This is a genomic window from Niallia sp. FSL R7-0648 (assembly GCF_038007005.1).
Classification (GTDB): domain Bacteria; phylum Bacillota; class Bacilli; order Bacillales; family Cytobacillaceae; genus Niallia; species Niallia circulans.
This window is the reverse complement of sequence record NZ_JBBOWE010000001.1, coordinates 3,201,169-3,224,913: the sequence shown is the minus strand read 5'-3', so window position 1 is coordinate 3,224,913 and position 23,745 is coordinate 3,201,169. Positions and strand designations below refer to the sequence as shown.

The following is a 23,745-nucleotide window of genomic DNA, read 5'->3' as shown; positions in this document are numbered from 1 at the left end:
AAAGGTGCGAATTGATTTTACTAGGAGCCTTTTCACTAATGAAAAGGTTTTTTGTGTAAAATGAATTATTTATCTTTTATAAAAATGTATATTTTTAGATGTGTGTTTTTATTAGAAACAAAAATCTTCGTTATATATATTATATTTTTAAACATTTTTTTCAGTTTTACATATAATAATGCACGGAATTGACTTCGGATAAAAACGCCATTTTTACTTCATACTATCTAGGGAATGAGTACCGTATCAAGATAAGGTTAAGGAGTGCAGGAAGAAACCACACTCTACTTTTTTCTAAAATAAGGAGGAAATCAGATGTCAACAAAACGTCGCTTGTTTACTTCTGAATCGGTAACTGAAGGTCACCCAGATAAAATTTGTGATCAAATTTCAGATGCTATTTTGGACGCTATATTGGCTAAAGATGCTAATGCAAGAGTTGCTGCTGAAACTTCTGTAACAACAGGTCTAGTACTCGTTGCAGGTGAAATAACTACTTCTACATATGTGGATATTCCAAAAATTGTTCGTGAAACGATTAAAGAAATAGGATATACACGTGCAAAGTATGGATTTGATGCAGAAACAAGTGCAGTATTAACTTCTATTGACGAGCAATCCGCTGATATCGCATTAGGGGTAGACCAAGCTCTAGAAGCTCGTGAAGGTAAGATGACGGATGAGGAAATAGAAGCAATTGGTGCAGGAGATCAAGGCTTAATGTTCGGATTTGCATGTAATGAAACTAAGGAACTTATGCCTTTACCCATTTCGTTAGCACATAAATTATCAAGAAGACTAGCTGAGGTTAGAAAAGAAGAAATCTTACCATATCTACGTCCAGATGGTAAAACACAAGTTACAGTCGAATATGATGAGAATAATAAACCAGTGCGCATTGATACAATTGTAATTAGCACACAGCATCATCCTGAAGTGACATTAGAACAAATTCAGCGCAATATTAAGGAATATGTAATCAATCCTGTTGTACCAGCTGAATTAATCGATGAAAACACGAAGTATTTTATTAATCCTACTGGACGCTTCGTGATCGGCGGACCACAAGGTGATGCTGGATTAACTGGACGTAAAATCATCGTTGATACATATGGTGGATATGCACGGCACGGCGGTGGAGCGTTTTCAGGAAAGGATCCAACAAAAGTTGACCGTTCCGCAGCTTATGCAGCACGTTATGTAGCAAAGAATATTGTCGCTGCAGGATTAGCTGATAAAGTAGAAGTACAATTAGCGTATGCAATCGGCGTAGCGCAGCCAGTATCTATTTCTGTTGATACGTTTGGCACAGGGATTGTCTCAGAAGATAAACTAGTAGAAGCAGTTCGTGAAAATTTTGACCTGCGCCCAGCAGGAATTATTAAAATGCTCGATCTTCGCAAACCAATATACAGACAAACAGCCGCTTACGGACATTTTGGCCGTACGGACATCGATCTACCATGGGAACGTACAGATAGAGCAGAGCTAGTAAAAAAAGCAGTAGAAGCATAAAAATTATTTCTTTTTGTTAACAAAAAGGGTATATGAAAATTAGCATTACAATTTCATGCATTGCTTAAAGTGGTAGGGGTGAGACTCCCTCGAGGAAAGTTGATATACCAACGTTTACAGCGTTATTTTTTTAGTCCAATATTTTTTTAGGAAAACTCTTTGAATCATATTTTAACTAACTATTCCATTAATTATAATATTTGGTAAGTAAGTGGACGCGACGCTAGAGCCAATAGGGATTTATTGACAAATATACACTATTAGATGCATCCGGTATCTCTACTCTTCTTATGAGGACGTACCCTCCCATGTCTCTTAGCGTCGCGCGCTTACATTCCTTCGTTTGGTCTCATCATAAGGCAGAGGCTGGCATCATGCTCCTGTATGGACTCTAAGTCGTAAGTCTCTCTAAAAGCCAGCTTTCCTGTCATCTTTTTGAATATAACCGTCTTATAGATTTTTATTTGGGTTGGAGGATAGAGAGATCTTGTCTCATTCGCTCCTTATCAAACAGTACTTCTTGCTGACAAAGTCCATGAAAAATCTTTAACATTTTATTACATAGAACGACTAATGCTTCTTTCTTCTTCAAAGGGTTTTCTTTTCTAGAGATATAATACTGATATAAATCATAAAAGGTTTCATTATTTCTAATCAAAGGCAAGACAGCACGATAGAGAAGGGCTCGCAGCTTTCTTCTCCCTCTTTTGGAGATTCGCTTTTGTCCAATCATCTTTCCAGAAGAGTTCTCTCGTAAGGTTAATCCCGCTAATTTAATAAGTTGGCGTGGATGTTTATAATGCTTGAGAGAACCCACTTCTGCTAGTAAATCTATAACGGTAGTTTCCCCAATGCCAGGGATTGATAATAAATAATGATATTCCGCTTGTTGCTCTGCTAGTGTCTTTAAACTTTCATTTACCTGTTCTAATTGCTTTGTCAGAAGTTCGTATTGAGTAATTAAAGAGTAAATTTCTATACGAGCCATATTGGAGCCTTCTGTTAATCCAATAGATTGTACCGCCACTCTCTTTAGTTGTGCTATTTTAGGTCTTGCTGGATACTTTAGTTTTTCCTTTTCCAAGTATAAAAGGACTAACTCCTCGATTTCTTTTTCCATTAAGTCTACTGGTAAAGGGGTATGTTTTAATATGGCACATGCATTCAGCCCTAAATCTTTAAATGCTACTTTAAATTCAGGAAAGTAACGATCCGTCCAGCGAATGATACGATTCTTCACTTTCGAAATGTCCTTTTTCAGATTCCACCGAATAGAGGAACCTTCTCTAAGCTCTGCTTCTATTCCTTCTATTTGACGAGGATCACTAAAGTATCCATTGGTTATTAGTTTAGCAATGACTCTCGCATCCTTCTTATCATTCTTCGTTTGTAAGTTATCATCCAACTCCTTGGAACGATTCACATGTAGAGGATTGACCATGACAAAACGAATATCATTTTGGGTAAGAAAAGCAGCTAAATTCATCCAATAGTGCCCAGTAGGCTCGAATCCAATCAATAAATCATCCTTTTGATGAATTGCCTTTAGATTTTGAAGCTTGAGATAAAATTGATGAAAACCATGATGAGACTGGTGGATAGAAAAAGAGGTACTTAACTCAACCCCTCGATCGTCCACCGCACATGCATAGTGTGTATTTTTAGCAATGTCAATTCCAATGATTAAAGTGGAAGTAGACACTTGATTTAAACGGTGATTACGGGTATTATTCATAATAGATTCTCCTTCTGACGCTGTGTTGATTGGTCTCAATATAAGCATCATAAAGGAGGATCTTTTTTTGTGCAATACCACAGAAACTAATCCCACAGGAATGCTCCTGTGGGATTAGCGAGACAGTCTGAGCCCCTGCAGGTTGAAGGCAGACTGCGGCTCAGCGCGTGCTCACGGAAAGCAGCATTCCGATTCAAAGTGATTAATATATATGCTATACTCAAACTTCTTCTTCCAAAATACAGGAGTTTGCGGTTAATCTGAAAGAAGTTACAAGAAAGTGTAACTTCTTTCTTTTTTTTTCGTCTAATACTTAATGATGACAATTGTTTTACATGTATAAAAAATAAGGATGGAAATGCTAATAACTGATTTATATATTTACACTATTTATGTTAAAATAGAAGACTAAGTGAAGATTTTATAAAACTTATTACCTATTAACATCTATTCTATTTAAGCGTATAGTAAAAAATTGATTATAGTTCTGCTATTAGAACAATGAGTTAGTTATAGATGTCTCAATGCATGTAGGAAAAGAAATGGAGAAGGTGAGAGCAATATGTGTGGTTTTGTTGGCTGTGTATATGAAAAAGCACAGAACTTTCAAGAAGAACAAAAAGAACTATTTGCAGGAATGAATCGTGTTATAACACATAGAGGTCCTGACGATGAAGGATATTATTATGATAACCACATTCAATTCGGTTTTCGCCGATTAAGTATCATCGATATTGAAAGTGGGCATCAGCCTTTAACATATGAAAATGAACGTTATTGGATAATCTTTAACGGAGAAGTATATAACTATTTAGAAATAAGAGAAGAGTTAGTGAAGGCGGGATTGACCTTCCAAACAAATTCAGATACAGAAGTAATTATTGCTTTATATAGCCATGAAAAGGAAAAAGCGGTAGAGAAATTACGTGGTATGTTCTCTTTTATCATTTGGGATAAACAAGAAGAAACATTATATGGAGCACGCGATCCGTTTGGAATTAAACCATTCTTTTATTTTGATGACGGAGAGAAAACATACTTTGCTTCTGAGAAGAAAAGTATATCATTGGCATTAGAAAGTGATGTTATTGATTATCGTTCTCTGCAGCATTATTTAACCTATCAATTTGTTCCTGAGCCTTATACGATGTCAGAGGGAATTAAAAAGCTAGAACCAGGCCATTATTTTACCAAAAAAATTGGTAAGCCAATGGAGATTAAACGTTATTGGAGAGCATCCTTTAAACCTGTTGTAAAGCAAGAGGACGAGTATACAAAAGAAATTAAAGATGTGTTGTTTGATAGTGTGAAAATGCATATGAGAAGTGATGTTCCTGTTGGATCATTCCTTTCAGGAGGCATTGATTCATCCATTATTGCCAGTATTGCCAAGGAATTCCATCCAAACATTAAAACATTTTCTGTAGGATTTGAACATAATGGATTCAGTGAAATCGATGTAGCAAAAGAAACAGCTGATAAATTAGGATTAGAAAATATTAGTTATATCATTTCTCCACAGGAATATATGAACGAAATTCCGAGAATTATGTGGCATATGGATGATCCTTTAGCAGATCCAGCTTGTGTGCCTTTATATTTTGTTGCCCGTGAAGCAAGAAAGCATGTAACAGTTGTTCTATCTGGAGAAGGTGCAGATGAATTATTTGGTGGATATAATATTTATCGGGAACCGCAATCTCTTGAAGTATTTAATAAAATTCCGAATGTCGGAAAAAAATTGTTACGAGCTGTAGCAAATATTCTTCCAGAAGGCGTGAAAGGAAAAAGTTTTATTGAACGCGGAGTTACACCGATGGAAGAAAGATATATTGGAAACGCGAAAATGTTCTCTGAGTTGGAAAAAGAAAAACTACTTTCTGTCTACAACAATGGTTTGCATTATCGTGATATTACTAATCCATTATATGAAGAAAGCAGAGGGTATGATCCTGTGGATCGTATGCAGTTTATTGACATTCATACGTGGATGCGTGGGGATATTTTATTAAAAGCGGATAAAATGACGATGGCTCATTCACTAGAATTACGGGTACCATTTTTAGATAAAGAGGTCTTTAAGGTTGCTTCTAAAATTCCTACTTCCTTAAAAACGGCGGATGGTACAACAAAATATATTTTACGAAAAGCAGCAGAATCCTTTGTTCCAGAGCATGTGCTAAATCGTAAAAAGCTAGGTTTCCCTGTTCCAATTCGTCATTGGTTAAAAGATGAAATGAATGACTGGGCGAAAAACATTATTAAAGAAAGTGATACAGATCACTTATTAAATAAATCGGTTGTTCTACAGTTGCTAGAAGACCATTGTCAAGGTAAAGCAGACAATAGCCGTAAAATATGGACCGTACTGATGTTCATGGTTTGGCACAGTATTTATATTGAAAAAAAATATTCCTTCGAAAAGGAATATTTAAAAGAAGGAAAGGTAGCAATTAAGAATTAATCGTAATTGCTTGACTTCCCATTTGCACCCAGGATTCTTTGAAATCCTTTATGGGTGCTTTTTTATTTTTTTCTCCTGTAAGTGGATCATTAAAGTAGACAAATGTTTCATCATAGCCAGTAATAAGAACCGAGTGCTCTGAATAAGTTATTTTTACAGTTCCGCTTGGTGTGTTCCATGTCCGGAATTGGCTCTCTGGTAACTTTTTGAATGTTGAATTTGTAATGACCCATACAGGTCGATTATTTGATAGATGATTTTTTATTTCCTCAAAATCAGATCCAGTGAAATCGACAATAGAGTCTGGTAAATATTTCTCCGCTAATGCAGCAATTGGTTTATGGTATACACCTAAACCTGGACCGCTTAATGAGTACATATCCCCAATAAATCCATCATTCGGATGTCCATAATAAATTTTACCATCGACTCTTGTATAGGGAGTAGTATCTTTTTTAATTTGCTTTGCTAGTGTCATTTTATCGACATCGACATCTGCATATTGAAGCAGCATAGCAAGACTTGTTACCTCACAGCCTCGTGGAAGCTCTGGTAACTGGTTTAAAATAGGCGCATCTAATAATACAGATTCTTTTATTAAATTTGTTTCCTCTTTTATGGATATGAGGGCTTTTCGAGTATTCTGTGTGGCAAACTCCTTCGCATAAACAATTGCTTGATAGCCGTCTCTATTTATAAGTAGAAAACTAATTGCAATCATGGCGAATATCGTAAATAAATAGAGACTTTTGACAAAGATGCTTAGTTTATTTCTTACTAATAAATATAATAAGAAAAATAAAGTAATCAATGAAATTACTATTATTGTATTTGATTCCATTTAAATATCACCTAATCAATTTCTTTATTAAATTATATCGGCTTGAAAAAAAGTTCTTTTAGAAAATATATAAATTGTCACAAAATTTCCTTTCTTTAAGTTAATGTGGGAACTTTCTAAAAAAATGGTAACCATTTTTGCGTTCCTTTTCCCTATTTTTCGACAAATGAAACCATTTTAGTATACCATTTTTTTTGAATAATGATGAGGTTTGTATTATAAAGGTACATTTCTAAGTAATTTGCTATAATTAAAGTAACTTTGGCTCATAATAAAAAAGCTGATCTTCGTTTATTCGCATTTATTATAATGATTATATTACAAAGCAAATTTTTATTTTTTCTCAATAATTTGTTGGTTTGTTAAAGTTGGATGAAGCTAATTTAGATTTTTTACATGGGATGGAGGAGCTTTTATGTGGAAATGGGAAGCTGAGGGAAACGCGAAAGCGGTCATTGTTATTGTTCATGGAGCAATGGAGCACCATGGTAGATATGGCTGGCTTATCGAAATGTTTCGGTTAGCTGGTTTTCATGTTGTAATGGGAGATCTTCCTGGACAGGGAATGACAACTAGATCTGATCGAGGACATATTGATTCATTTGATGAATATACAATAGAAATTAAAGACTGGATTCAAGCTGCCTATCAATTTGATCTGCCTATTTTTTTATTAGGGCATAGTATGGGTGGCCTTGCTTCTATCAGACTTCTCCAACAGGAGAAATTAAAGATAGCAGGCTTGATTTTATCTTCACCATGCTTAGGGCTGATTAATTACCCCTCCAAGTTGATGAGTTTAGTATCACTTCTCTTGAATAAAGTGGCCCCAAAGCTAAGGGTTAGTTCCGGTTTAACGATTGATATGGCAACTCGTAATGCAGAAGTAAGAGAAATTGATTCAAATGATACCTTATATATAACAAAAGTTTCTATCAGATGGTACCGTGAATTGATTAATGCAACAAAGAAAGCCTTTGAAGACATAGCCAATACGCAAGACTTGCCCCTTTTGCTTATGCAAGGCGGCGGCGATTTAGTTGTAGATAAAAAAATGGTAAAAACCTGGTTCAATATGATACCATTATCTGAAAAGAGATATAAAGAATGGCCAGAGTTTTATCATGAAATTTTTAATGAGCCAGAAAGAGATGAAGTTTTTGAATACACGAAGGATTTTATTAATAGTCAATTGAAAGCAATTGGTTATATTGTATAAGCGAGGTTTTTTATATGTCAGTTCCAAAGATGCCATTAACATTAATGTCAAAAGTTTACTTGAAGGTTTTTCCAGTTGTCCATCAGGAATTAAGTTATTGGACGCAAAGGGCAGGGAGTATTCCTAATTTAGAATTAAGAAAACAAGCATTAGCAAGTATTGAGAATAAAACATTTCATTGTGAAGGTGGCTCCATCATGGCTCTAATTGCCATGAGTAAGTACAAAGAAGTGATTAAATTTATTGTAGCCTACCAAACGATAAGTGATTATTTAGATAATCTTTGTGATCGAAGCACTTCGCTTGACCCGAAAGATTTTTCTGCTTTACATGAATCAATGGAACACGCTTTAACAGTTGGTGCTAAACCAAGTAATTATTATCGTTATCGAGAGGATCAAGATGATGGAGGCTATTTATATGATTTAGCTAAGACATGCAGAGATACGCTGTCAAAGCTGCAGAATTACGGAAGCATTAAGGAACAGCTTTTAGAATTATGCCGCTACTACTGTGATTTACAGATACATAAACATGTGATAATGGAAGAACGGATTCCTCGACTGAAATTTTGGTTTGAAAAAAATAAAAATCATGTCCCTAAAATGGAGTGGTATGAATTTTCTGCTTGCTCTGGCTCGACTTTAGGAATTTTTTGCTTAGTCTCTTATGCATTTCGTGATGATTTTGATGATTCTTATCCGGCGCTAATTCGAGATGGATATTTTCCTTATATTCAAGGACTGCATATCTTACTGGACTATTTTATCGATCAAGAAGAGGATAAAATAGGTGGCGACTTAAACTTTTGTTTCTATTATAAAAATGAAGAGGAATTATTTAATCGTCTAAAGCATTTTGTAACAGAAGCCGATCGCCATACTAATAAACTCCCTCATCAAAAATTTCATAAACTGATTAACAGAGGTTTATTAGGCGTCTATTTATCTGATGAGAAGGTAAATAAGCAACGAAATATCCGCAAACTTGCTAAAAACATGATAAGGACATCTGGTCCAATCGGTTATTTTTTCTATCTGAACGGAAGAGCCTATAGAAAGTTTCAAAAAGTAATACCGATTGGAGCATTGAGAGCATTGAGCAAATAAAAATAGACAAACTCCCTGGAAGTGGAGTTTGTCTATTTTACTCTATTGAGCTATGGGCACTTGTTATCCGCAGGAGAAAAACGTCCATAGCTCCATTCCATTTCATTTCGTTTTTAAAGGTATCCTTTGGTAGGAAGTTATAAATATTAATACTACTTTTTCTCAATCGCGATAATAAAAGGAGGATTATTAATGCCGTTTATAAACTGATAACGAAGCACATGAGCTTCCTGTTGATTTATATTTTCAACATAGGTAATAAGTTTGTCCCGTTCAATAGCTCCCTCTGGATGACCATGATAAATCACTAATACAATAATTCCTTCTTTAGACAGGATTTGAAGTAGCTGTTCGATTGCGGCAATAGTTGTTTCAGCCTTTGTGACAATCGACTTGTCCCCACCAGGTAAGTAGCCTAGATTAAAAACAGCTCCTGTGACTTTTCCGTGGTACTGAGAAGGAATCACATTCATTATATGCTCATGTCCGCACAAATGAAGAGAAGCAGCTTCTTGCAATGCTTGATTAATTAGCTTGTCCTTTGTCGCCAGTAAAGCAGCTTCCTGAATATCAAAGCTGAATACCTTTCCTTTTTTTCCAACAAGATTGGCTAAAAAAACGGTATCATGACCATTTCCCATTGTAGCATCGATTGCAATATCTCCGGCCGATATTGCTTTTTCCAATAATTGATGAGCAAATGGAATGACTCTGTCTAACTTCATTGTGTCACCTTCTTATTTGCCTGATAAAATTTACCTTGCCAGCTATTGCGGCTTTTTAATTCTGCATCAATTTTGTTTAACACTTCCCACTTATTTACACTCCACATTGGTCCAACCATTAATTCAATTGGTCCATCTCCAGTAATTCGGTGAATAATCATTTCTGGTGGTAATATTTCTAATTGATCGCAAACCAATGATATATATTGATCAAATGTTAAAAATTCCAGGAGGCCCTTTTCATATTGCTTGACCATCGGAGTTCCCTTTAATAAATGAAGCAAATGGATTTTAATTCCTTGTACATCTAGCTCGCTAACGCTTTTGGCTGTTTCCATCATCATTTCGTTCGTTTCCATTGGTAAACCATTAATAATATGGGAGCAAATACGAATATTATGCTTTCTCAGCTTATTAACGCCTTCCACATATGTTTGAAAATCATGAGCCCGATTAATAAGGTTTGCGGTTTTTTCATGAACGGTTTGAAGACCTAGTTCTACCCATAAATAAGTACGTTCATTTAGTTCAGCTAAATACTCGACAACATCATCTGGTAAACAATCTGGGCGTGTTGCGATAGAAAGACCAACGACATTTTCCTGCTTAAGCACCACTTCATATTTTTCTCGAAGTACATCAACAGGAGCATGAGTATTGGTGTACGCTTGAAAATAGGCCATATACTTTCCGTCTTTCCATTTCGTATGCATCTTGTTTTTTATATCATGGAATTGCTTTTCAAGGCTATCCACACGATTGCCAGCAAAATCGCCAGAACCAGCTGCACTGCAAAAGGTGCATCCACCATGAGCTACCGTGCCATCTCTATTCGGACAATCAAAGCCGCCATCTAGGGCGATTTTGAAAACTTTGTGACCGAATTCATTTCGAAGATGATAATTCCATGTATGATATCTCTTATTATCAGAGGCAAATGGGAATGGGTTATTCTGATTCATATCAGTGTAACCTCCTAAGTAATTTTAATTCTTTTTTTTGTCATTTCCACCTAAGCATTTTAACATGACTCAGTACTTTATCCAACAGAATTTCTTCATCAGTTAAGAAAAGGAAGTAATAGGAGAGGGACATTAGACAGATACTACTTGTGAAGCAATCTGCTTCTAATTGAAAAGATTGTTGGGAGGTTATTTTTTGGCTACTCGTGATTCCATGAGCGACTTACTACAAAGATGTAATGATGTAATCAATTTTGCAGAGCAGCAATATGAAGCAGCAAGACGTCAGGAACATTTTAATGATACGGAATATACGGATGCACAAATGCAATTAGAGAATATTTACAATGATTTGCACACGATGGATCGCAGTGCAAACCAGCAGCAAAGAGAAGAACTGCATCGCATGCGATTATTTATAGAGCAAATGCAAAATCAAATGACATTAAGATTGCATTAAGGGGGAATTAAAATGGATAAACGTTCGAAGAAAAATAATCCAGAACAAAAAACACGTAATGGGATAAATAATCAGGATGTAGAGCTGGGGAAAGATGTTGATCTAATAAAAGCAGCCAAAAAGAAATATGAGAATTCTGGAGGCCAGCCTGCTAAATCCAAATCAAGACAAGAATAATTTATTAATAAAAAATGTCCCAACGGCATGAAGACTGTTGGGACATTTATATCAATTTGTTTTAGGCGTTAACTTAGAAGCTTCTTTTGTTGGATAATCATAGAAAAAGGCTGTAAACAAGCTAATTACAAGCAGTACGACTAATATAGGCACAAGCAAAGTCATACCACTGCTGTCTACAAGCATGCCCCCGACAAGTGGACCAATCATTCTGCCACCAGTTGCTGTACTGTTTACGATTCCTTGGAAAAATCCTTCCTTCCCTTTAGGAGCCAGCTTATCAGCAATGGTCGGAACTGCTGGCCAAATAAGCATTTCTCCGATTGTTAAGATAATCATCGCCGCAAGAAAACCAGTAAAGAATTCCGCTTTTCCTACAATAAGGAAGGAAACAATAAAAATGCCGATTCCAATAAGCATTTGTTTCTTTATAGATGTACAAACTTTTTTGGTGAAAAAAGAAATCAGCGGTTGGCCGAATACAATAAGACCACCATTAACAGCCCATAATAAACTATATTGTGTTAAAGGAATACCTAACTCCTGTGTATGGGTAGAAATGGTAGCTTGCCATTGGACATAGCATATCCAGCACAATAAATAACCCAATCCTAAAATTCCGAGAGAATACATAGCAGGACTGCCTTTTAACAAATGTTTTCCCTTTCTTTTAGAAACAGTACCATTTGTAGAGGGAAGAACATCTGCTTTTACTTGAATGTTTTTATAACTAAAGAAGGCAATAAGGAAAAATACCCCATACATTAGGGTGTTTGACAAGAAGATTAATTGGAACGAATAAGAAGCGATAAAGCCGCCAATTGCTGATCCTAGTGCCACGCCAACGTTTTGCGCAACATAAATACTATTAAAAGCTTTTCTTCCTCCCTCTGGCCAAACATTCCCTGCCATTGCGTACATGCTAGGATATATAATACCTGATCCAAACCCAGATAACGTAAAGAATGTACAATAAGCTTCCCAATTGTGGAACAGAGTCAATCCTAGTAAAGAAAAGGCGGTTAAAGAGATTCCTAATAAGATGGATGGATATCCCCCTAATTTATCGTAAAGAATGCCTCCGATTAAATTACCGATAACACTTGCTCCTGAATTAAGCATAAGAATAAAACCTGCAACCGTAAGTGTTTTTCCTAAATGCTCATGAATGTATATACTATTTAAAGGCCAAAGTAAGGAAGATCCTGTAACGTTAACAGCCATTCCAATAACTAAAAGCCATAGAGAACGAGGCATAATAATGCTCCTTTTCAACTTTATTCTTAAATACCAAAATAAGTGTAGTTGCTTTTTAACAAACCTGCAATAGAATAGTGCCCATTTTTATATAGGCGGAATTTTCTGATAGAAAAGTGCGAGGAAAAGAGTTTTTGAAGAGTAAATTAAGAAGAAAAGTCAATTACAATAATTTTAATATTTAATTTGTTTGAAAAATAAGTATTTTTCTAATAAAGTAGTAATAACCCCAAAATTAAGCATGGAGAGAGGATAAAATAAATGACGAAAATATGTTTAATAAGGCATGGAGAAACAGATTGGAATGCACTGGGAAGGATTCAAGGAAAAACAGATATCCCTTTAAATGAAAATGGCAAGAAGCAGGCAGAACAATGCCGTGACTATTTAAAGCATTCAGAGTGGGATGTCATTGTTACAAGTCCTCTAAAAAGAGCAAAGCAAACGGCGTTGATTATAAATGAAGCTTTGCAACTAGAAGTAGTAGAAATGGATGAATTCATGGAGCGTAGTTTTGGCGATGCGGAAGGAAAAACAAGAGAGGAACGAGCGATTCTTTATCCAGATCACCAATATCCAAACCAGGAGTCGAGAGAAGCTCTCGTAAAAAGACTAACGGACGGCCTCGAAAAAGTTATTTGCCGGTTTCCAGACGAAAAAGTATTGTTAGTTGCTCACGGTGCAGTTATCCATACATTATTAACCATAGTGTCAGAAGATTCGCTCAAAATAGAAAAATATTTATCAAATGCTTGTATTAGCAATATTCAGTATAAAGAGAAGCGTTGGGAAGTGAAAGATTACAACTTGGTTGATCATTTAGTGGAGATACCTGAATAATAATTGGAAGGGGCAGTGATCAATGAGCGATTTTGGTGCATATATCGATAAAAATATTTCATTGAAACCAATAAAACGAGGAAATTTGGATGGGTTGACTTTCGCTGTAAAGGATGTTTTTACAATTAAGGACTATCTTTCCTCTGCAGGAAATCCAGATTGGCTTTCTAGTCATCCCCCTGCTAAAGAAACAGCACCTGTGATAACTAGCTTGCTGAATAATGGTGCCCGGCTGCAGGGTACAACGATCACAGATGAATTGATGTATAGTTTAAATGGAGAGAATTTTCATTACGGAACTCCAGTCAATCCTAAGTCTCCTAATAGAATTCCAGGTGGTTCCTCCAGTGGTTCAGCTGTTACGGTTGCTGCTAAGCAGACGGATTTTTCCTTAGGGACAGATACAGGAGGATCGATAAGAATTCCATCTTCTTATTGTGGGATATATGGAATCCGCCCCTCCCATGGAGCAGTGAATATAGAAGGAGTCATCCCTCTTGCCAAAAGCTTTGATACCGTTGGATGGATGGCAAATGACGCAGAAATTCTGAATGAAGTTGGAAAAGTACTTTTACCTGTCCAAAGAGACGGCTCTTTTACGAGATTTATCATGGGAAGTGATGCATGGGCATTGGCCGACCAAGAAGTACATAAAGCTTTTGCTCCTTTATTGGAGAAATTAGAACAGTCGGTACCTAATTACGTAACAACGGTTATAGCAGAAGAAGGACTACATGAGTGGTCTGAAGTCTTTAGAATGCTGCAGGGCAGAGAAATTTGGCAAGAGCATGGAGAATGGATTCAAAAAGCAAAGCCTACGTTTGGTCCGGGAATAGCAGAAAGATTTAAGTGGGCTAGTACTATAAAAGACGAAGATTTAGCACCATATCATCAGTTGAGACGTAAAATTCAGCAAAGAATGGAAGAACTGCTTAAAGATGATGCAGTTTTGATCATTCCTACAGCTCCAGGAATCGCACCTCTTTTAAATCTACCTGTTTATGAATTAGAAGAAAGAAGAAAGCAAACCTTTCAGTTATGCTGTATAGCAGGATTAACAGGTTTCCCCCAAGTGAACATACCATTAACTACAAGCAATGGAGTACCAGTAGGTCTTTCTTTTATAGCTGGTAGAAACCAAGATAGAAATTTACTTCAATTAGTAGCTGAGTGGGTAAAGAAATGGTAATGATATAACCTTAAAGGAAATATAGGCATATTATAAAAGAAGTAGTGAACCTAGTTTTTACAAGAGCGTACTAAGTACCGTATGTAAATGAATAAATACAAAAAGGAAGACCTTTTTTCTTGTAGAATTAAGTTGTTCCACACACAAATTCAAAGTAAGAAGGTCTTTCCTATGAACCAGTTAACAACAGCTTTTGTCGATGGTCTAGTAAAAAAAACAAGAGATTACCGAACAATTTCGTTTATACGGTGAATAAGCAGTCCATGCGCTGCTTGCAGCCGAATTAACAGAAGAAAACACAAAAATTATATCTATTACGCACTTTACACGTTCTCCCATTACAAAGAAAGTAGATGATGTTTTATTAACAGGAACGAGAGAAAGTGTACTTCGAGGCGGTTCCTTGTCGACAAAGTTTACCCAATTATTGTCATTGATATGTTATGCTTGAGGGTGAGAATCGGTTAAAAGAAAAAGCATTGAAATATAGAGAAGCGACTGCAAAAGCAGTGGTTGACAAAGCATACTAGTATATTCACGAGAGGAGTAATTTGATGATTGAGAAACTAAAGGGAGGATTAATCGTTTCTTGCCAGGCATTGGATTCTGAGCCATTACATGGTTCAGAATTTATGGCAGCAATGGCGCTTGCTGCAAAAATAGGGGGAGCTGTAGGAATCAGAGCAAACGGTTACTCGGATATCAAAAGAATTAAAGAGAAAGTAGATTTACCTATTATAGGGATTCTAAAAAAACATTATCCAGGCTATGATGCATTTATTACCACAACTAAGGCAGATGCACAGCTTGTGGCTGATGCGGGCGCCGACATTATTGCGATAGATGCAACCGACCGTTCAAGGGCAGAAGATTTACAGGAATTAATTGATTTTATAAAGGATAACCTTAACAAAAAAGTGATGGCGGATGTTTCCACGCTAGAGGAAGGTATACGTGCAGAGACTATGGGTTGCGATTTCGTTGGTACTACCCTAGCTGGATATACAGTGAAAACGCAACATTTGAAAAATGGTCCAGCCTTTGAATTATTAGAGAATCTTGTTAAAGCAGTAAACGTTCCTATCATAGCTGAGGGGAGAATTGAAACGCCAGAAGATGCCAGAAAGGCATTAGAGCTTGGTGCTTTTTTTGTTGTAGTAGGTGGAGCGATTACACGTCCTCAGGAAATAACTAAACGATTTGTAAAGGGTATGAACAGCTAAAATACATAAGGTGTCTTGTCGAGATTTAAGATAGACAATCAATTATAAAAGGAGCTGATTCAAATGAAAAGAATTCCACTTAGTATGGTGATAAAAGATTTGTCGCATATTCCGCAATACCCGCTTCCAGCTGAATTTCGAATTAGGTTATTTGAAAAAGGTGACGAACCTCATTGGGCGTTTGTGGAGGCGAGTGTAGATGAATTTGAAAGCAAAGAAGCTGCTCTAGCGCATTTTTATAAAGAATTTGGACCATATATTGATGAAATGACAAATAGATGCTTGTTCATCGAGAATAAAAAGGGAGAAGTGATTGGAACAACAACGGCATGGTATGGTGACTTAAAAGGAGATGGAGAAATAACAGGAAGAATTCATTGGGTAGGAATTGTCCCTGCATATCAAGGACAGAAACTCTCCAAACCTTTACTAAGCGAGGCGATGAATATCTTGGCTAAATATCACTCAAAAGCCTACCTTACATCGCAAACAACAAGTTACCAAGCAGTTAATATGTACTTAAACTATGGGTTTAAACCGTTTATCAAAGCTCCAAGCTGTCATGAAGCTTGGTCCTTATTAGAGGATACTTTAGACCGAAAAATATTAAAGTGAGCCAATTTTAAAATTTAAGTAACTACTTGAATCTGAATAATCCTTTTTTGGAGAATTTAACGGTTGCTTTCCACTGAAAGTGCTCAAGTAGTCTTTAATTGTAAACTAAACTATTGAAACAGGTACGGAGTTAGCTGCAATAAGAATAATATATGTGATTAAATTGTGTAGGCATTGGAAATAATGAAAACAAGCTGAGAGTTAGATGGGTACCTATCATGCTGAAGTTTATGCGTTGCTTCCTCAAGCAGAATTAGTTGCTTTGTGTGAATACAATGACAAAAGAAGAGCTGAGGCTAAAGAAATAAAGTATATAAAGAGGATCTATAAGTAAGTCTATAAAAAATTGTTCATGTAGTTTTAGTCATTGATGTGATGTCAAGAAGATGGGTTTAAAATGAAAATGGCAAAATTCTAATGAATGTTTGACTATTATTAAGTTACAAAACGAATAATTTAATTTCTCTTATTAATATTTACTTAATCTGAAAACTACTTGCAACATACATTAAAATACAATACAATAAAAAACATATATAAGTAATCAACACGGATAAGGAATAGTAAAGATGCCCTTTTGAAAGAAGAGAACTGACGGATGGTGCAAGTCAGTCAAAAACATCTTGAACTCACCTTTGAGTTGCAAGTGTGAACTTTTAGTAATGCTTGCCGTACACCTGCGTTAAAGGATAATGAAGCGAGTGATTTATTCACTAATTGTGGGTGGTACCGCGGGAGATTATACATAATGCCTCTCGTCCCTATTTGGGATGAGCGGCTTTTTATTTTGGTCAAAACAACTTTATGGGAGGATTTAAGATGAGTTTTAATCATCAGAAAATAGAACAGAAATGGCAAAAGTTTTGGGAAGAAAACAAGACTTTTAAAACAAGTGAAGAAAAAAGCAAGAAAAAGTTTTATGCTTTAGACATGTTTCCATACCCATCTGGAGCAGGGCTGCATGTTGGGCATCCAGAAGGCTATACAGCAACAGATATTCTCTCTCGTATGAAAAGGATGCAGGATTTTAATGTTCTTCATCCAATGGGGTGGGATGCATTTGGTTTACCTGCAGAACAATATGCGCTGGATACGGGTAACCATCCAGCTGAATTTACACAAAAAAACATCGACACATTCCGACGTCAAATTAAATCATTAGGCTTTTCCTATGATTGGGATCGCGAAATTAACACAACAGATCCAGAATATTATAAGTGGACACAATGGATTTTTCTCAAATTGTATGAAATGGGCTTAGCTTATGTTGATGAAGTAGCAGTAAATTGGTGTCCAGCATTAGGAACGGTTTTAGCTAATGAAGAAGTTATTGATGGTAAGAGTGAACGTGGTGGACATCCAGTTGAAAGACGTCCGATGCGTCAATGGGTATTAAAAATAACAGCATATGCTGATCGTTTGTTAGAAGATTTAGATGAAGTAGATTGGCCAGAAAGTATTAAAGAAATGCAAAGAAATTGGATTGGCCGTTCAGAAGGAGCAGAAGTTACCTTCCAAATTGACAATCATGATGAGACATTCACTGTCTTTACAACAAGACCGGATACATTATTTGGTGCAACTTATGCTGTGCTTGCTCCTGAACATGCTTTAGTAGAGAAAATTACAACTTCAGAGCAAAAGGCAGCTGTAGAAGCTTACTTAGAAAAGGTTAAAAGTAAGAGTGATTTAGAAAGAACGGACTTAGCGAAAGAGAAGACGGGTGTATTTACTGGTGCTTACGCAATCAATCCAGCAAATGGCGAAAAAATGCCAATCTGGATCGCTGATTATGTCCTTGTCAGCTACGGTACAGGAAGTATTATGGCTGTACCTGCACATGATGAAAGAGACTATGAATTTGCTAAAACATTTGGTTTACCAATTAAAGAAGTGGTAGCTGGAGGAAATGTAGAAACAGAGGCCTATACTGGTGATGGGGAACATGTAAATTCTGATTTTCTAAATGGTTTAAATAAAGAAGAAGCTATTGTCAAAATGATTACTTGGTTAGAAGGGAAAGAAATAGGAACGAAGAAAATCACTTACAGACTTCGTGATTGGCTATTTAGCCGCCAGCGCTATTGGGGCGAGCCAATTCCTATTATCCATTGGGAAGATGGCACAATGACAGGTGTTCCAGAAGAGGAATTACCTTTGACACTTCCAGAAACATCTGAAATTAGGCCATCTGGAACAGGTGAATCTCCGTTAGCAAATATTTCAGAATGGGTAAACGTTGTAGATCCTGTTACTGGAAAAAAAGGCAGACGTGAAACAAATACCATGCCGCAATGGGCTGGAAGCAGCTGGTATTACTTGCGTTATATTGATCCAAAAAATAACGAGCAGATTGCTGATCCTGAAAAAATTAAAGAATGGCTTCCAGTCGATATGTATATCGGTGGAGTAGAACACGCTGTCTTGCATCTTCTATATGCACGCTTCTGGCATAAAGTACTTTATGATTTAGGTGTTGTTCCTACGAAAGAACCATTCCAAAAATTATACAACCAAGGAATGATCCTCGGTGAAAATAATGAAAAAATGAGTAAATCAAAAGGAAATGTCGTAAATCCAGATGAAATTGTAGCTAGTCATGGTGCAGATACACTTCGTCTGTATGAAATGTTTATGGGACCATTAGATGCTGCAATTGCATGGTCAACAAATGGACTTGATGGTTCAAGAAGATTCCTAGATCGAATTTGGCGATTGTTAGTGGATGATAATGGAGAGCTTACTTCTAAAGTTCAAGATATAGAGGAAATGAAGGCGCTAGATAAAATTTATCATCAAACAGTGAAAAAGGTAACAGAGGCTTTTGAAGCACTTCGCTTCAATACGGCCATTTCGCAAATGATGGTGTTTATCAATGAATGTTATAAAGCAGATCGTATTCCGAAGAAATATGTGGAAGGATTCGTGAAATTGCTTTCTCCAATTTGCCCACATATTACAGAAGAGCTATGGCAGATCATTACTGGTTCTAACCAATCCATTGCCTATGAAGCATGGCCAGCATATGATGAGGCAAAATTGGTTGATGATGAAGTCGAAATTGTCATTCAAATTAACGGTAAAGTGAAAGCGAAACTAATGGTTCCGGCGGATGCTAATAAAGATGCTCTAGAGCAGATTGCTATGGAGGATAGCCAAGTTAAAGAGCAAATTGATGGCAAGCAAGTACGTAAAGTTATTGCTGTTCCTGGTAAATTAGTTAATATCGTTGCAAATTAAAAGGGAAGAGGCTGTCTTTTTTGACAGCCTCCTCTTTCTGTCAATTAGGCAGACTAATTGCATAACATAGTCATATAATCTATATTACAATGAGAGAAACTATATACACAGTATAAAAGGTGATAATGGAGGAAATAAAATGGATACGATAAAAACAATTACTACTGAGGAATTAGAGGAAAAGCTGACTAATGAAGAAAAGCTAGAATTAGTTGATGTTCGGGAAGACGAAGAAGTAGCAGAAGGAATTATTCCTGGAGCAAAACACATTCCGATGAATAGCATCCCTGAAAATTTAGATTACTTTTCAAAAGATAAAGAATATATCATGATTTGCCGCTCAGGCAGACGAAGCGAAAATGTATGTTACTATTTGCAAGACCAAGGCTACAAAGTGGTAAATATGGAAGGCGGCATGCTAAATTGGCATGGCAAAACAATTTAAAGGCTGATAAGCTTAATATAAGCGAAAGAGCTCAAAGATAAGGTATTATTTACCTTCATTCTTTGAGCTTTTTTATATGGACTTCGTTTATACATAAAACTTAAATGAAAGCTAAAAGTGTCTACACTCTGAAAGTATAAGAATAGTTTTTTAAGAAATTAAAAGAAAGTTAAAAGTTTTCGCGAAATTGATTGAATAGTAAGAATTTTGTCTATCCTTTAATTATAATCTACAAAATAATAGGGAGAGGAAGAAAAGATGATTAAAGTAAAATTATTTGATCAAGAGCACGAGAAGGATCTAGAATTACAGATGAATAAATTTTTACAGAAAATAGATGAGAAGAAATTAATCGATATCAAATACAATGTCGCGGCCATGCAAGAGGATGAGGAGGATCAAATCTATTGTTTCTCCTCCATGATTATTTACAGAACTTAAAAAAGAGAAAAATAAAAAGCAGAGTGACTTTATGGAAAGCACCTCTGCTTATTTTTTACTCGCTTTTAGCAACTGAAGCAGCATTGACACCTGCCAGCCTTCCCGTTACAAAAGCTGATGTAATATTATAACCTCCAGTATATCCGTGAATATCTAATATTTCACCACAGAAGAATAATCCTTCCGTCATTTTCGATTCCATTGTCTTAGGTGCAATTTCCTTAATAGATACACCACCGCCAGTGACAAAAGCTTTTTCTATCGGTAACGTTCCGTTTACATCAAAGGTGAAAGCTTTACATAGACCAACAAATACTCTTATTTTATCTTGAGAAATAGTCGCACATGGAGCAGCTGGATCGATATTTGCTAGCTCCAGCAAATATAATAAATAGCGCTCTATCAATAGACCTTTTAACGTATTTTTAATTGCTTTCTTTGGTTCAGTTTTTAGTAATTTCATTGTATCTTGTAAAAGCTTTTCTTCTTTTTTATCTGGAAATGAATCAATGGAAACTTTCACTTCCTCTAAATTCCATTTTTTCTTTGCCTTCACGACAAATTGGCTGCAGCGTAATACAGCTGGGCCGCTAATGCCAAAGTGGGTGAAAATCATATCCATTTGATGGGTAATAATAGGCTTGCCTTTTGGGTTAAGCACACTTAATGCTACATCTCTTAGCGAAACCCCTTGTAAGGTTTTATTTTGAATAAATGCTTCTTTCGAAGTGATAGGTACTTCTGTTGGAAATAAATCCGTTATTGTATGCCCTGCTTTTTTAGCCCATGCATAACCATCCCCTGTAGAACCAGTATGTGGAACAGATTTACCACCAACTGCAATGATTAGTGACTTACAGGTTTTAGTTTCACCATTTTGTAGAATCACCGTTTTTGTTTTATTTTCATGATAGTTAACTGTCTTAACTGGGGAATTTGTCTGAATGGTTACCCCTAATCTATCTAGTTCGCTTAATAAGGCATCTACGACTGATTGTGCTTTGTTAGAGACAGGAAACATTCTTCCATGATCTTCTTCCTTTAAAGCAATTCCCAGGTTTTCGAAAAAAGCGATAATATCTTCATTGTTAAATTCAGAAAATCCACTGTAGAGAAAACGACCATTTCCGGGAATATGTTTTATAATTTCCTCTATTGGAAGCCGGTTGGTCACGTTACAACGGCCTCCTCCTGAAATTGCTAATTTTCTGCCAAGCTTATTTCCCTTATCGATTAGTAATACTTTCGCCTTTTGTTCCGCCGCTCCAATTGCAGCCATTAATCCTGATGGTCCTCCGCCAATCACGATTACATCATATTGCATATTACATCCTACTTTCTTGAAGAAGTATCGTTTTTTTTGCTATTATTTTAGTTTGTATCTATCTTTTAAAGGAATATGTCAGTGACTCATTTATTTAAAAAAGAGGTTATTTCCTTTTATTGTGAGCCATATCAGCATCATGCTTTTTATTAAAAGTAGCGTTTCTTTTTAAGAAAGGGTACACTACTAATAGTGTGTTAGAAAATGTTCATATTTACTTTTAGTCGAATATATTTTATTGCCTATTTTCATGGTAAAATACTTATTTGTGTAACGTTTTAAGAGAGCTTCGTTTAAGGAAGGGATTTTATGTCATCAAAATTGCTTAAAGGCACATTTATTTTAACACTTGGGACTATCATATCCAAAGCGTTAGGTTTATTTTATGTTATACCATTCAATATGATTGTCGGAAAACAAGGGACAGTGCTATATCAATATTCTTATGTAGCTTATACTATTGTAATAAGTATTGCAACAGCTGGTATTCCATTGGCTGTAAGTAAATTTATTTCGAAATATAATGCAATGGGAGAATATAAAGTTGGAAGAAGATTATTTAAGTCAGGATTAATGATCATGCTGGCAAGTGGGGTTCTGTCTTTTTTAGCTTTATATGCAGCAGCTCCCTTTCTAGCCGGGCTTATTATATCAGACGATGACTTGACCTCAACCGTAGGGCAGGTTACAACAGTTATCCGCGCAGTTAGCTTTGCGTTGATTGTCGTTCCATTTATGAGTTTAATCAGAGGCTTTTTTCAGGGACATGATGCAATGGCACCTTCAGCTGTCTCGACAGTAATCGAGCAGATTGTTCGGATTGTTTTCTTACTTGGCGGGTCAGCTATTGTTCTGTTTTTATTAAAAGGAAAGTTGATTACAGCAGTAAGTATTTCCGTTTTTGCTGCGTTTGTTGGAGCAATAGGGGGACTTGCTGTGCTGTTATTGTATTGGAGAAAAAGTAAAGACGAGTATGATAATCTTTTATTATATGATAAAGGCATGCAGACAGATATTCGTCTGCGCTCTATGTATAAAGAAATTCTTTTGTCTGCTGCTCCGTTTGTTTTCGTGGGAGTTGCGAATCCTTTATTTCAGGCAATCGATACCGTCACTTTTAACCGTGCGATGAGTAGTATTGGGCTAAGTTCAATTTCTGAAACAGCCTTAAATATTTTTAATTACCAAACCCATAAAATCATTATTATTCCTGTATCGCTTGCAACTGGTTTTTCAATGGCATTAATTCCAATGATTACAAGAGCCTTTATAAAAGAGGATCATACCGGTCTTGCCACAAACTTAAATCAAACTTTCCAAGTCTTATTATTTATTACTTTGCCAGCATGTATTGGCCTTTCTGTTCTAGCAGAGCCGGTGTATCGGTTGTTTTATGGGACAGAAGATCTTCTAATGGGTGCAGAAGTGCTAAGATTGTATGCTCCTGTTGCCATTCTTTTTTCCCTTTATCCAGTTACCGCGTCCATCTTACAAGGGTTAAATGAGCAACGATTTACTATATTAAGTTTATTAGTAGGGATTTTAATTAAATTAAGCTTAAATATCCCGTTCATAGAAAGATGGGAAACAAATGGCGCTATCCTTGCAACTTCATTAGGGTATACAGTATCTATCTTAATTAATTTAGGAGTAATAAAAGCATATGCAAATTATTCCTATAAAATAGTTATTCGAAGAAGCATTCTCATCATTGGATTTTCGATAATGATGTATATCATAACAGATATTGTCTATTCATTACTCCGTTTATTTTTATCAACAGAGTCTGTTGTAGCTTCTTTATTAATGGTTGTAATTGTAGCTGTTTTTGGAGTCCTCATGTACGTTTATTTAGCTTACCGCTCCAAATTGGTTTATCGCATTTTTGGAGAGCAAGCTTTTAAAATAAAACAAAAACTAAGACTTCCTTTTTAATTTAGTAGAAACAATAGGAAGCAAGCTTA

At 36.0% G+C, this 23,745-nt stretch carries 20 protein-coding genes, 1 pseudogene and 1 other annotated feature; of the genes and pseudogenes, 15 read left to right on the top strand and 6 right to left on the bottom strand.

Annotation, left to right across the window (positions count from 1 at the left end; translation table 11 throughout):
* Positions 1-315 precede the first annotated feature (315 nt).
* Entirely contained in the window at positions 316-1,515 is a 1,200-nt protein-coding gene (gene metK / locus NSQ89_RS15815; RefSeq protein ID WP_047944533.1) for a methionine adenosyltransferase, read from the top strand.
* Positions 1,516-1,975: 460 nt separating this feature from the next.
* Here metK and NSQ89_RS15810 read toward each other — a convergent pair whose 3' ends face one another.
* Positions 1,976-3,250, bottom strand: a complete 1,275-nt coding sequence (locus NSQ89_RS15810) for an IS110 family transposase (protein WP_047945042.1) — start codon at positions 3,248-3,250, stop codon at positions 1,976-1,978.
* 562 nt (positions 3,251-3,812) lie between these two features.
* Between NSQ89_RS15810 and asnB the strand changes: the two genes are divergently transcribed.
* A complete protein-coding gene (gene asnB / locus NSQ89_RS15805) occupies positions 3,813-5,714 on the top strand; it encodes an asparagine synthase (glutamine-hydrolyzing) (protein ID WP_341132906.1) in 1,902 nt (633 codons plus the stop codon).
* Here the strand turns inward: asnB and NSQ89_RS15800 are convergent.
* Positions 5,704-6,555, bottom strand: coding sequence for a C39 family peptidase (locus tag NSQ89_RS15800; protein WP_047944531.1), 852 nt, complete (start codon positions 6,553-6,555; stop codon positions 5,704-5,706). The two genes, asnB and NSQ89_RS15800, sit on opposite strands and share 11 nt — an antisense overlap.
* Before the next feature lie 415 nt (positions 6,556-6,970).
* On the opposite strand from NSQ89_RS15800, the gene NSQ89_RS15795 reads away from it, so the two are divergent.
* Together NSQ89_RS15795 and NSQ89_RS15790 are read left to right on the top strand one after the other, a co-directional pair.
* Positions 6,971-7,774, top strand: a complete 804-nt coding sequence (locus NSQ89_RS15795; protein WP_144581415.1) for an alpha/beta fold hydrolase — start codon at positions 6,971-6,973, stop codon at positions 7,772-7,774.
* A gap of 14 nt (positions 7,775-7,788) precedes the next feature.
* Positions 7,789-8,883 (top strand): tetraprenyl-beta-curcumene synthase family protein, encoded by a 1,095-nt coding sequence (locus NSQ89_RS15790; protein ID WP_047944529.1) that lies wholly within the window; start codon positions 7,789-7,791, stop codon positions 8,881-8,883.
* 152 nt (positions 8,884-9,035) lie between these two features.
* On the opposite strand, the gene NSQ89_RS15785 is transcribed toward NSQ89_RS15790, so the two are convergent.
* Together NSQ89_RS15785 and NSQ89_RS15780 are read right to left on the bottom strand one after the other, a co-directional pair.
* On the bottom strand, positions 9,036-9,608 hold the full coding sequence (locus tag NSQ89_RS15785) for a tRNA (mnm(5)s(2)U34)-methyltransferase (protein ID WP_047944524.1): 573 nt from the start codon (positions 9,606-9,608) through the stop codon (positions 9,036-9,038).
* A complete protein-coding gene (locus tag NSQ89_RS15780; RefSeq protein ID WP_047944523.1) occupies positions 9,605-10,570 on the bottom strand; it encodes a TIGR01212 family radical SAM protein in 966 nt (321 codons plus the stop codon). The genes NSQ89_RS15785 and NSQ89_RS15780 overlap by 4 nt, the downstream gene beginning before the upstream one ends.
* A gap of 196 nt (positions 10,571-10,766) precedes the next feature.
* On the opposite strand from NSQ89_RS15780, the gene NSQ89_RS15775 reads away from it, so the two are divergent.
* On the top strand, positions 10,767-11,030 hold the full coding sequence (locus tag NSQ89_RS15775; protein ID WP_341132905.1) for a YtzC family protein: 264 nt from the start codon (positions 10,767-10,769) through the stop codon (positions 11,028-11,030).
* A 12-nt stretch (positions 11,031-11,042) separates the two neighbouring features.
* Positions 11,043-11,207, top strand: a complete 165-nt coding sequence (locus tag NSQ89_RS15770) for a hypothetical protein (protein ID WP_047944521.1) — start codon at positions 11,043-11,045, stop codon at positions 11,205-11,207.
* 51 nt (positions 11,208-11,258) lie between these two features.
* Here the strand turns inward: NSQ89_RS15770 and NSQ89_RS15765 are convergent, their stop codons facing one another.
* Positions 11,259-12,464 (bottom strand): MDR family MFS transporter, encoded by a 1,206-nt coding sequence (locus tag NSQ89_RS15765; RefSeq protein WP_095322998.1) that lies wholly within the window; start codon positions 12,462-12,464, stop codon positions 11,259-11,261.
* A 261-nt stretch (positions 12,465-12,725) separates the two neighbouring features.
* Between NSQ89_RS15765 and NSQ89_RS15760 the strand changes: the two genes are divergently transcribed.
* The 8 genes and pseudogenes from NSQ89_RS15760 (at position 12,726) to NSQ89_RS15730 (ending at position 20,457) form a co-directional block, all read left to right on the top strand.
* Complete coding sequence (locus tag NSQ89_RS15760; RefSeq protein ID WP_047944519.1) at positions 12,726-13,304, top strand: histidine phosphatase family protein; 579 nt, start codon at positions 12,726-12,728, stop codon at positions 13,302-13,304.
* A gap of 22 nt (positions 13,305-13,326) precedes the next feature.
* Positions 13,327-14,493: an amidase gene (locus NSQ89_RS15755; protein ID WP_341132904.1), complete on the top strand. Its 1,167-nt coding sequence runs from the start codon at positions 13,327-13,329 to the stop codon at positions 14,491-14,493.
* Between the two features lie 554 nt (positions 14,494-15,047).
* Positions 15,048-15,716 carry an N-acetylmannosamine-6-phosphate 2-epimerase gene (locus NSQ89_RS15750; protein ID WP_047944517.1) on the top strand — a complete coding sequence of 223 codons (669 nt, stop codon included), beginning with the start codon at positions 15,048-15,050 and terminating at the stop codon, positions 15,714-15,716.
* A 63-nt stretch (positions 15,717-15,779) separates the two neighbouring features.
* The gene (locus tag NSQ89_RS15745) at positions 15,780-16,331 is read left to right on the top strand and encodes a GNAT family N-acetyltransferase (RefSeq protein ID WP_341132903.1); all 552 of its coding nucleotides are present in this window, start codon (positions 15,780-15,782) and stop codon (positions 16,329-16,331) included.
* 205 nt (positions 16,332-16,536) lie between these two features.
* Positions 16,537-16,662: pseudogene (locus NSQ89_RS25400) on the top strand (gfo/Idh/MocA family oxidoreductase); the annotation flags it as partial.
* Between the two features lie 210 nt (positions 16,663-16,872).
* Positions 16,873-17,097 (top strand) — a binding site (T-box leader).
* A gap of 53 nt (positions 17,098-17,150) precedes the next feature.
* A complete protein-coding gene (gene leuS / locus NSQ89_RS15740) occupies positions 17,151-19,571 on the top strand; it encodes a leucine--tRNA ligase (protein ID WP_341132902.1) in 2,421 nt (806 codons plus the stop codon).
* 139 nt (positions 19,572-19,710) lie between these two features.
* Positions 19,711-20,016 carry a rhodanese-like domain-containing protein gene (locus tag NSQ89_RS15735; protein WP_047944514.1) on the top strand — a complete coding sequence of 102 codons (306 nt, stop codon included), beginning with the start codon at positions 19,711-19,713 and terminating at the stop codon, positions 20,014-20,016.
* A 258-nt stretch (positions 20,017-20,274) separates the two neighbouring features.
* On the top strand, positions 20,275-20,457 hold the full coding sequence (locus tag NSQ89_RS15730) for a sporulation protein Cse60 (protein ID WP_047944513.1): 183 nt from the start codon (positions 20,275-20,277) through the stop codon (positions 20,455-20,457).
* A gap of 55 nt (positions 20,458-20,512) precedes the next feature.
* Here the strand turns inward: NSQ89_RS15730 and NSQ89_RS15725 are convergent, their stop codons facing one another.
* Positions 20,513-21,781 carry a BaiN/RdsA family NAD(P)/FAD-dependent oxidoreductase gene (locus NSQ89_RS15725; RefSeq protein WP_047944512.1) on the bottom strand — a complete coding sequence of 423 codons (1,269 nt, stop codon included), beginning with the start codon at positions 21,779-21,781 and terminating at the stop codon, positions 20,513-20,515.
* 309 nt (positions 21,782-22,090) lie between these two features.
* On the opposite strand from NSQ89_RS15725, the gene NSQ89_RS15720 reads away from it, so the two are divergent.
* Complete coding sequence (locus NSQ89_RS15720; RefSeq protein WP_047944511.1) at positions 22,091-23,716, top strand: putative polysaccharide biosynthesis protein; 1,626 nt, start codon at positions 22,091-22,093, stop codon at positions 23,714-23,716.
* The last annotated feature ends 29 nt before the right edge of the window (positions 23,717-23,745 follow it).

Coding starts and splice junctions, on each gene's coding strand:
- metK (WP_047944533.1), top strand. CDS start 316: ATGTCAACAAAACGTCGCTTGTTTACTTCTGAATCGGTAACTGAAGGT.
- NSQ89_RS15810 (WP_047945042.1), bottom strand. CDS start 3,250: ATGAATAATACCCGTAATCACCGTTTAAATCAAGTGTCTACTTCCACT.
- asnB (WP_341132906.1), top strand. CDS start 3,813: ATGTGTGGTTTTGTTGGCTGTGTATATGAAAAAGCACAGAACTTTCAA.
- NSQ89_RS15800 (WP_047944531.1), bottom strand. CDS start 6,555: ATGGAATCAAATACAATAATAGTAATTTCATTGATTACTTTATTTTTC.
- NSQ89_RS15795 (WP_144581415.1), top strand. CDS start 6,971: ATGTGGAAATGGGAAGCTGAGGGAAACGCGAAAGCGGTCATTGTTATT.
- NSQ89_RS15790 (WP_047944529.1), top strand. CDS start 7,789: ATGTCAGTTCCAAAGATGCCATTAACATTAATGTCAAAAGTTTACTTG.
- NSQ89_RS15785 (WP_047944524.1), bottom strand. CDS start 9,608: ATGAAGTTAGACAGAGTCATTCCATTTGCTCATCAATTATTGGAAAAA.
- NSQ89_RS15780 (WP_047944523.1), bottom strand. CDS start 10,570: ATGAATCAGAATAACCCATTCCCATTTGCCTCTGATAATAAGAGATAT.
- NSQ89_RS15770 (WP_047944521.1), top strand. CDS start 11,043: ATGGATAAACGTTCGAAGAAAAATAATCCAGAACAAAAAACACGTAAT.
- NSQ89_RS15765 (WP_095322998.1), bottom strand. CDS start 12,464: ATGCCTCGTTCTCTATGGCTTTTAGTTATTGGAATGGCTGTTAACGTT.
- NSQ89_RS15760 (WP_047944519.1), top strand. CDS start 12,726: ATGACGAAAATATGTTTAATAAGGCATGGAGAAACAGATTGGAATGCA.
- NSQ89_RS15755 (WP_341132904.1), top strand. CDS start 13,327: ATGAGCGATTTTGGTGCATATATCGATAAAAATATTTCATTGAAACCA.
- NSQ89_RS15750 (WP_047944517.1), top strand. CDS start 15,048: ATGATTGAGAAACTAAAGGGAGGATTAATCGTTTCTTGCCAGGCATTG.
- NSQ89_RS15745 (WP_341132903.1), top strand. CDS start 15,780: ATGAAAAGAATTCCACTTAGTATGGTGATAAAAGATTTGTCGCATATT.
- leuS (WP_341132902.1), top strand. CDS start 17,151: ATGAGTTTTAATCATCAGAAAATAGAACAGAAATGGCAAAAGTTTTGG.
- NSQ89_RS15735 (WP_047944514.1), top strand. CDS start 19,711: ATGGATACGATAAAAACAATTACTACTGAGGAATTAGAGGAAAAGCTG.
- NSQ89_RS15730 (WP_047944513.1), top strand. CDS start 20,275: ATGATTAAAGTAAAATTATTTGATCAAGAGCACGAGAAGGATCTAGAA.
- NSQ89_RS15725 (WP_047944512.1), bottom strand. CDS start 21,781: ATGCAATATGATGTAATCGTGATTGGCGGAGGACCATCAGGATTAATG.
- NSQ89_RS15720 (WP_047944511.1), top strand. CDS start 22,091: ATGTCATCAAAATTGCTTAAAGGCACATTTATTTTAACACTTGGGACT.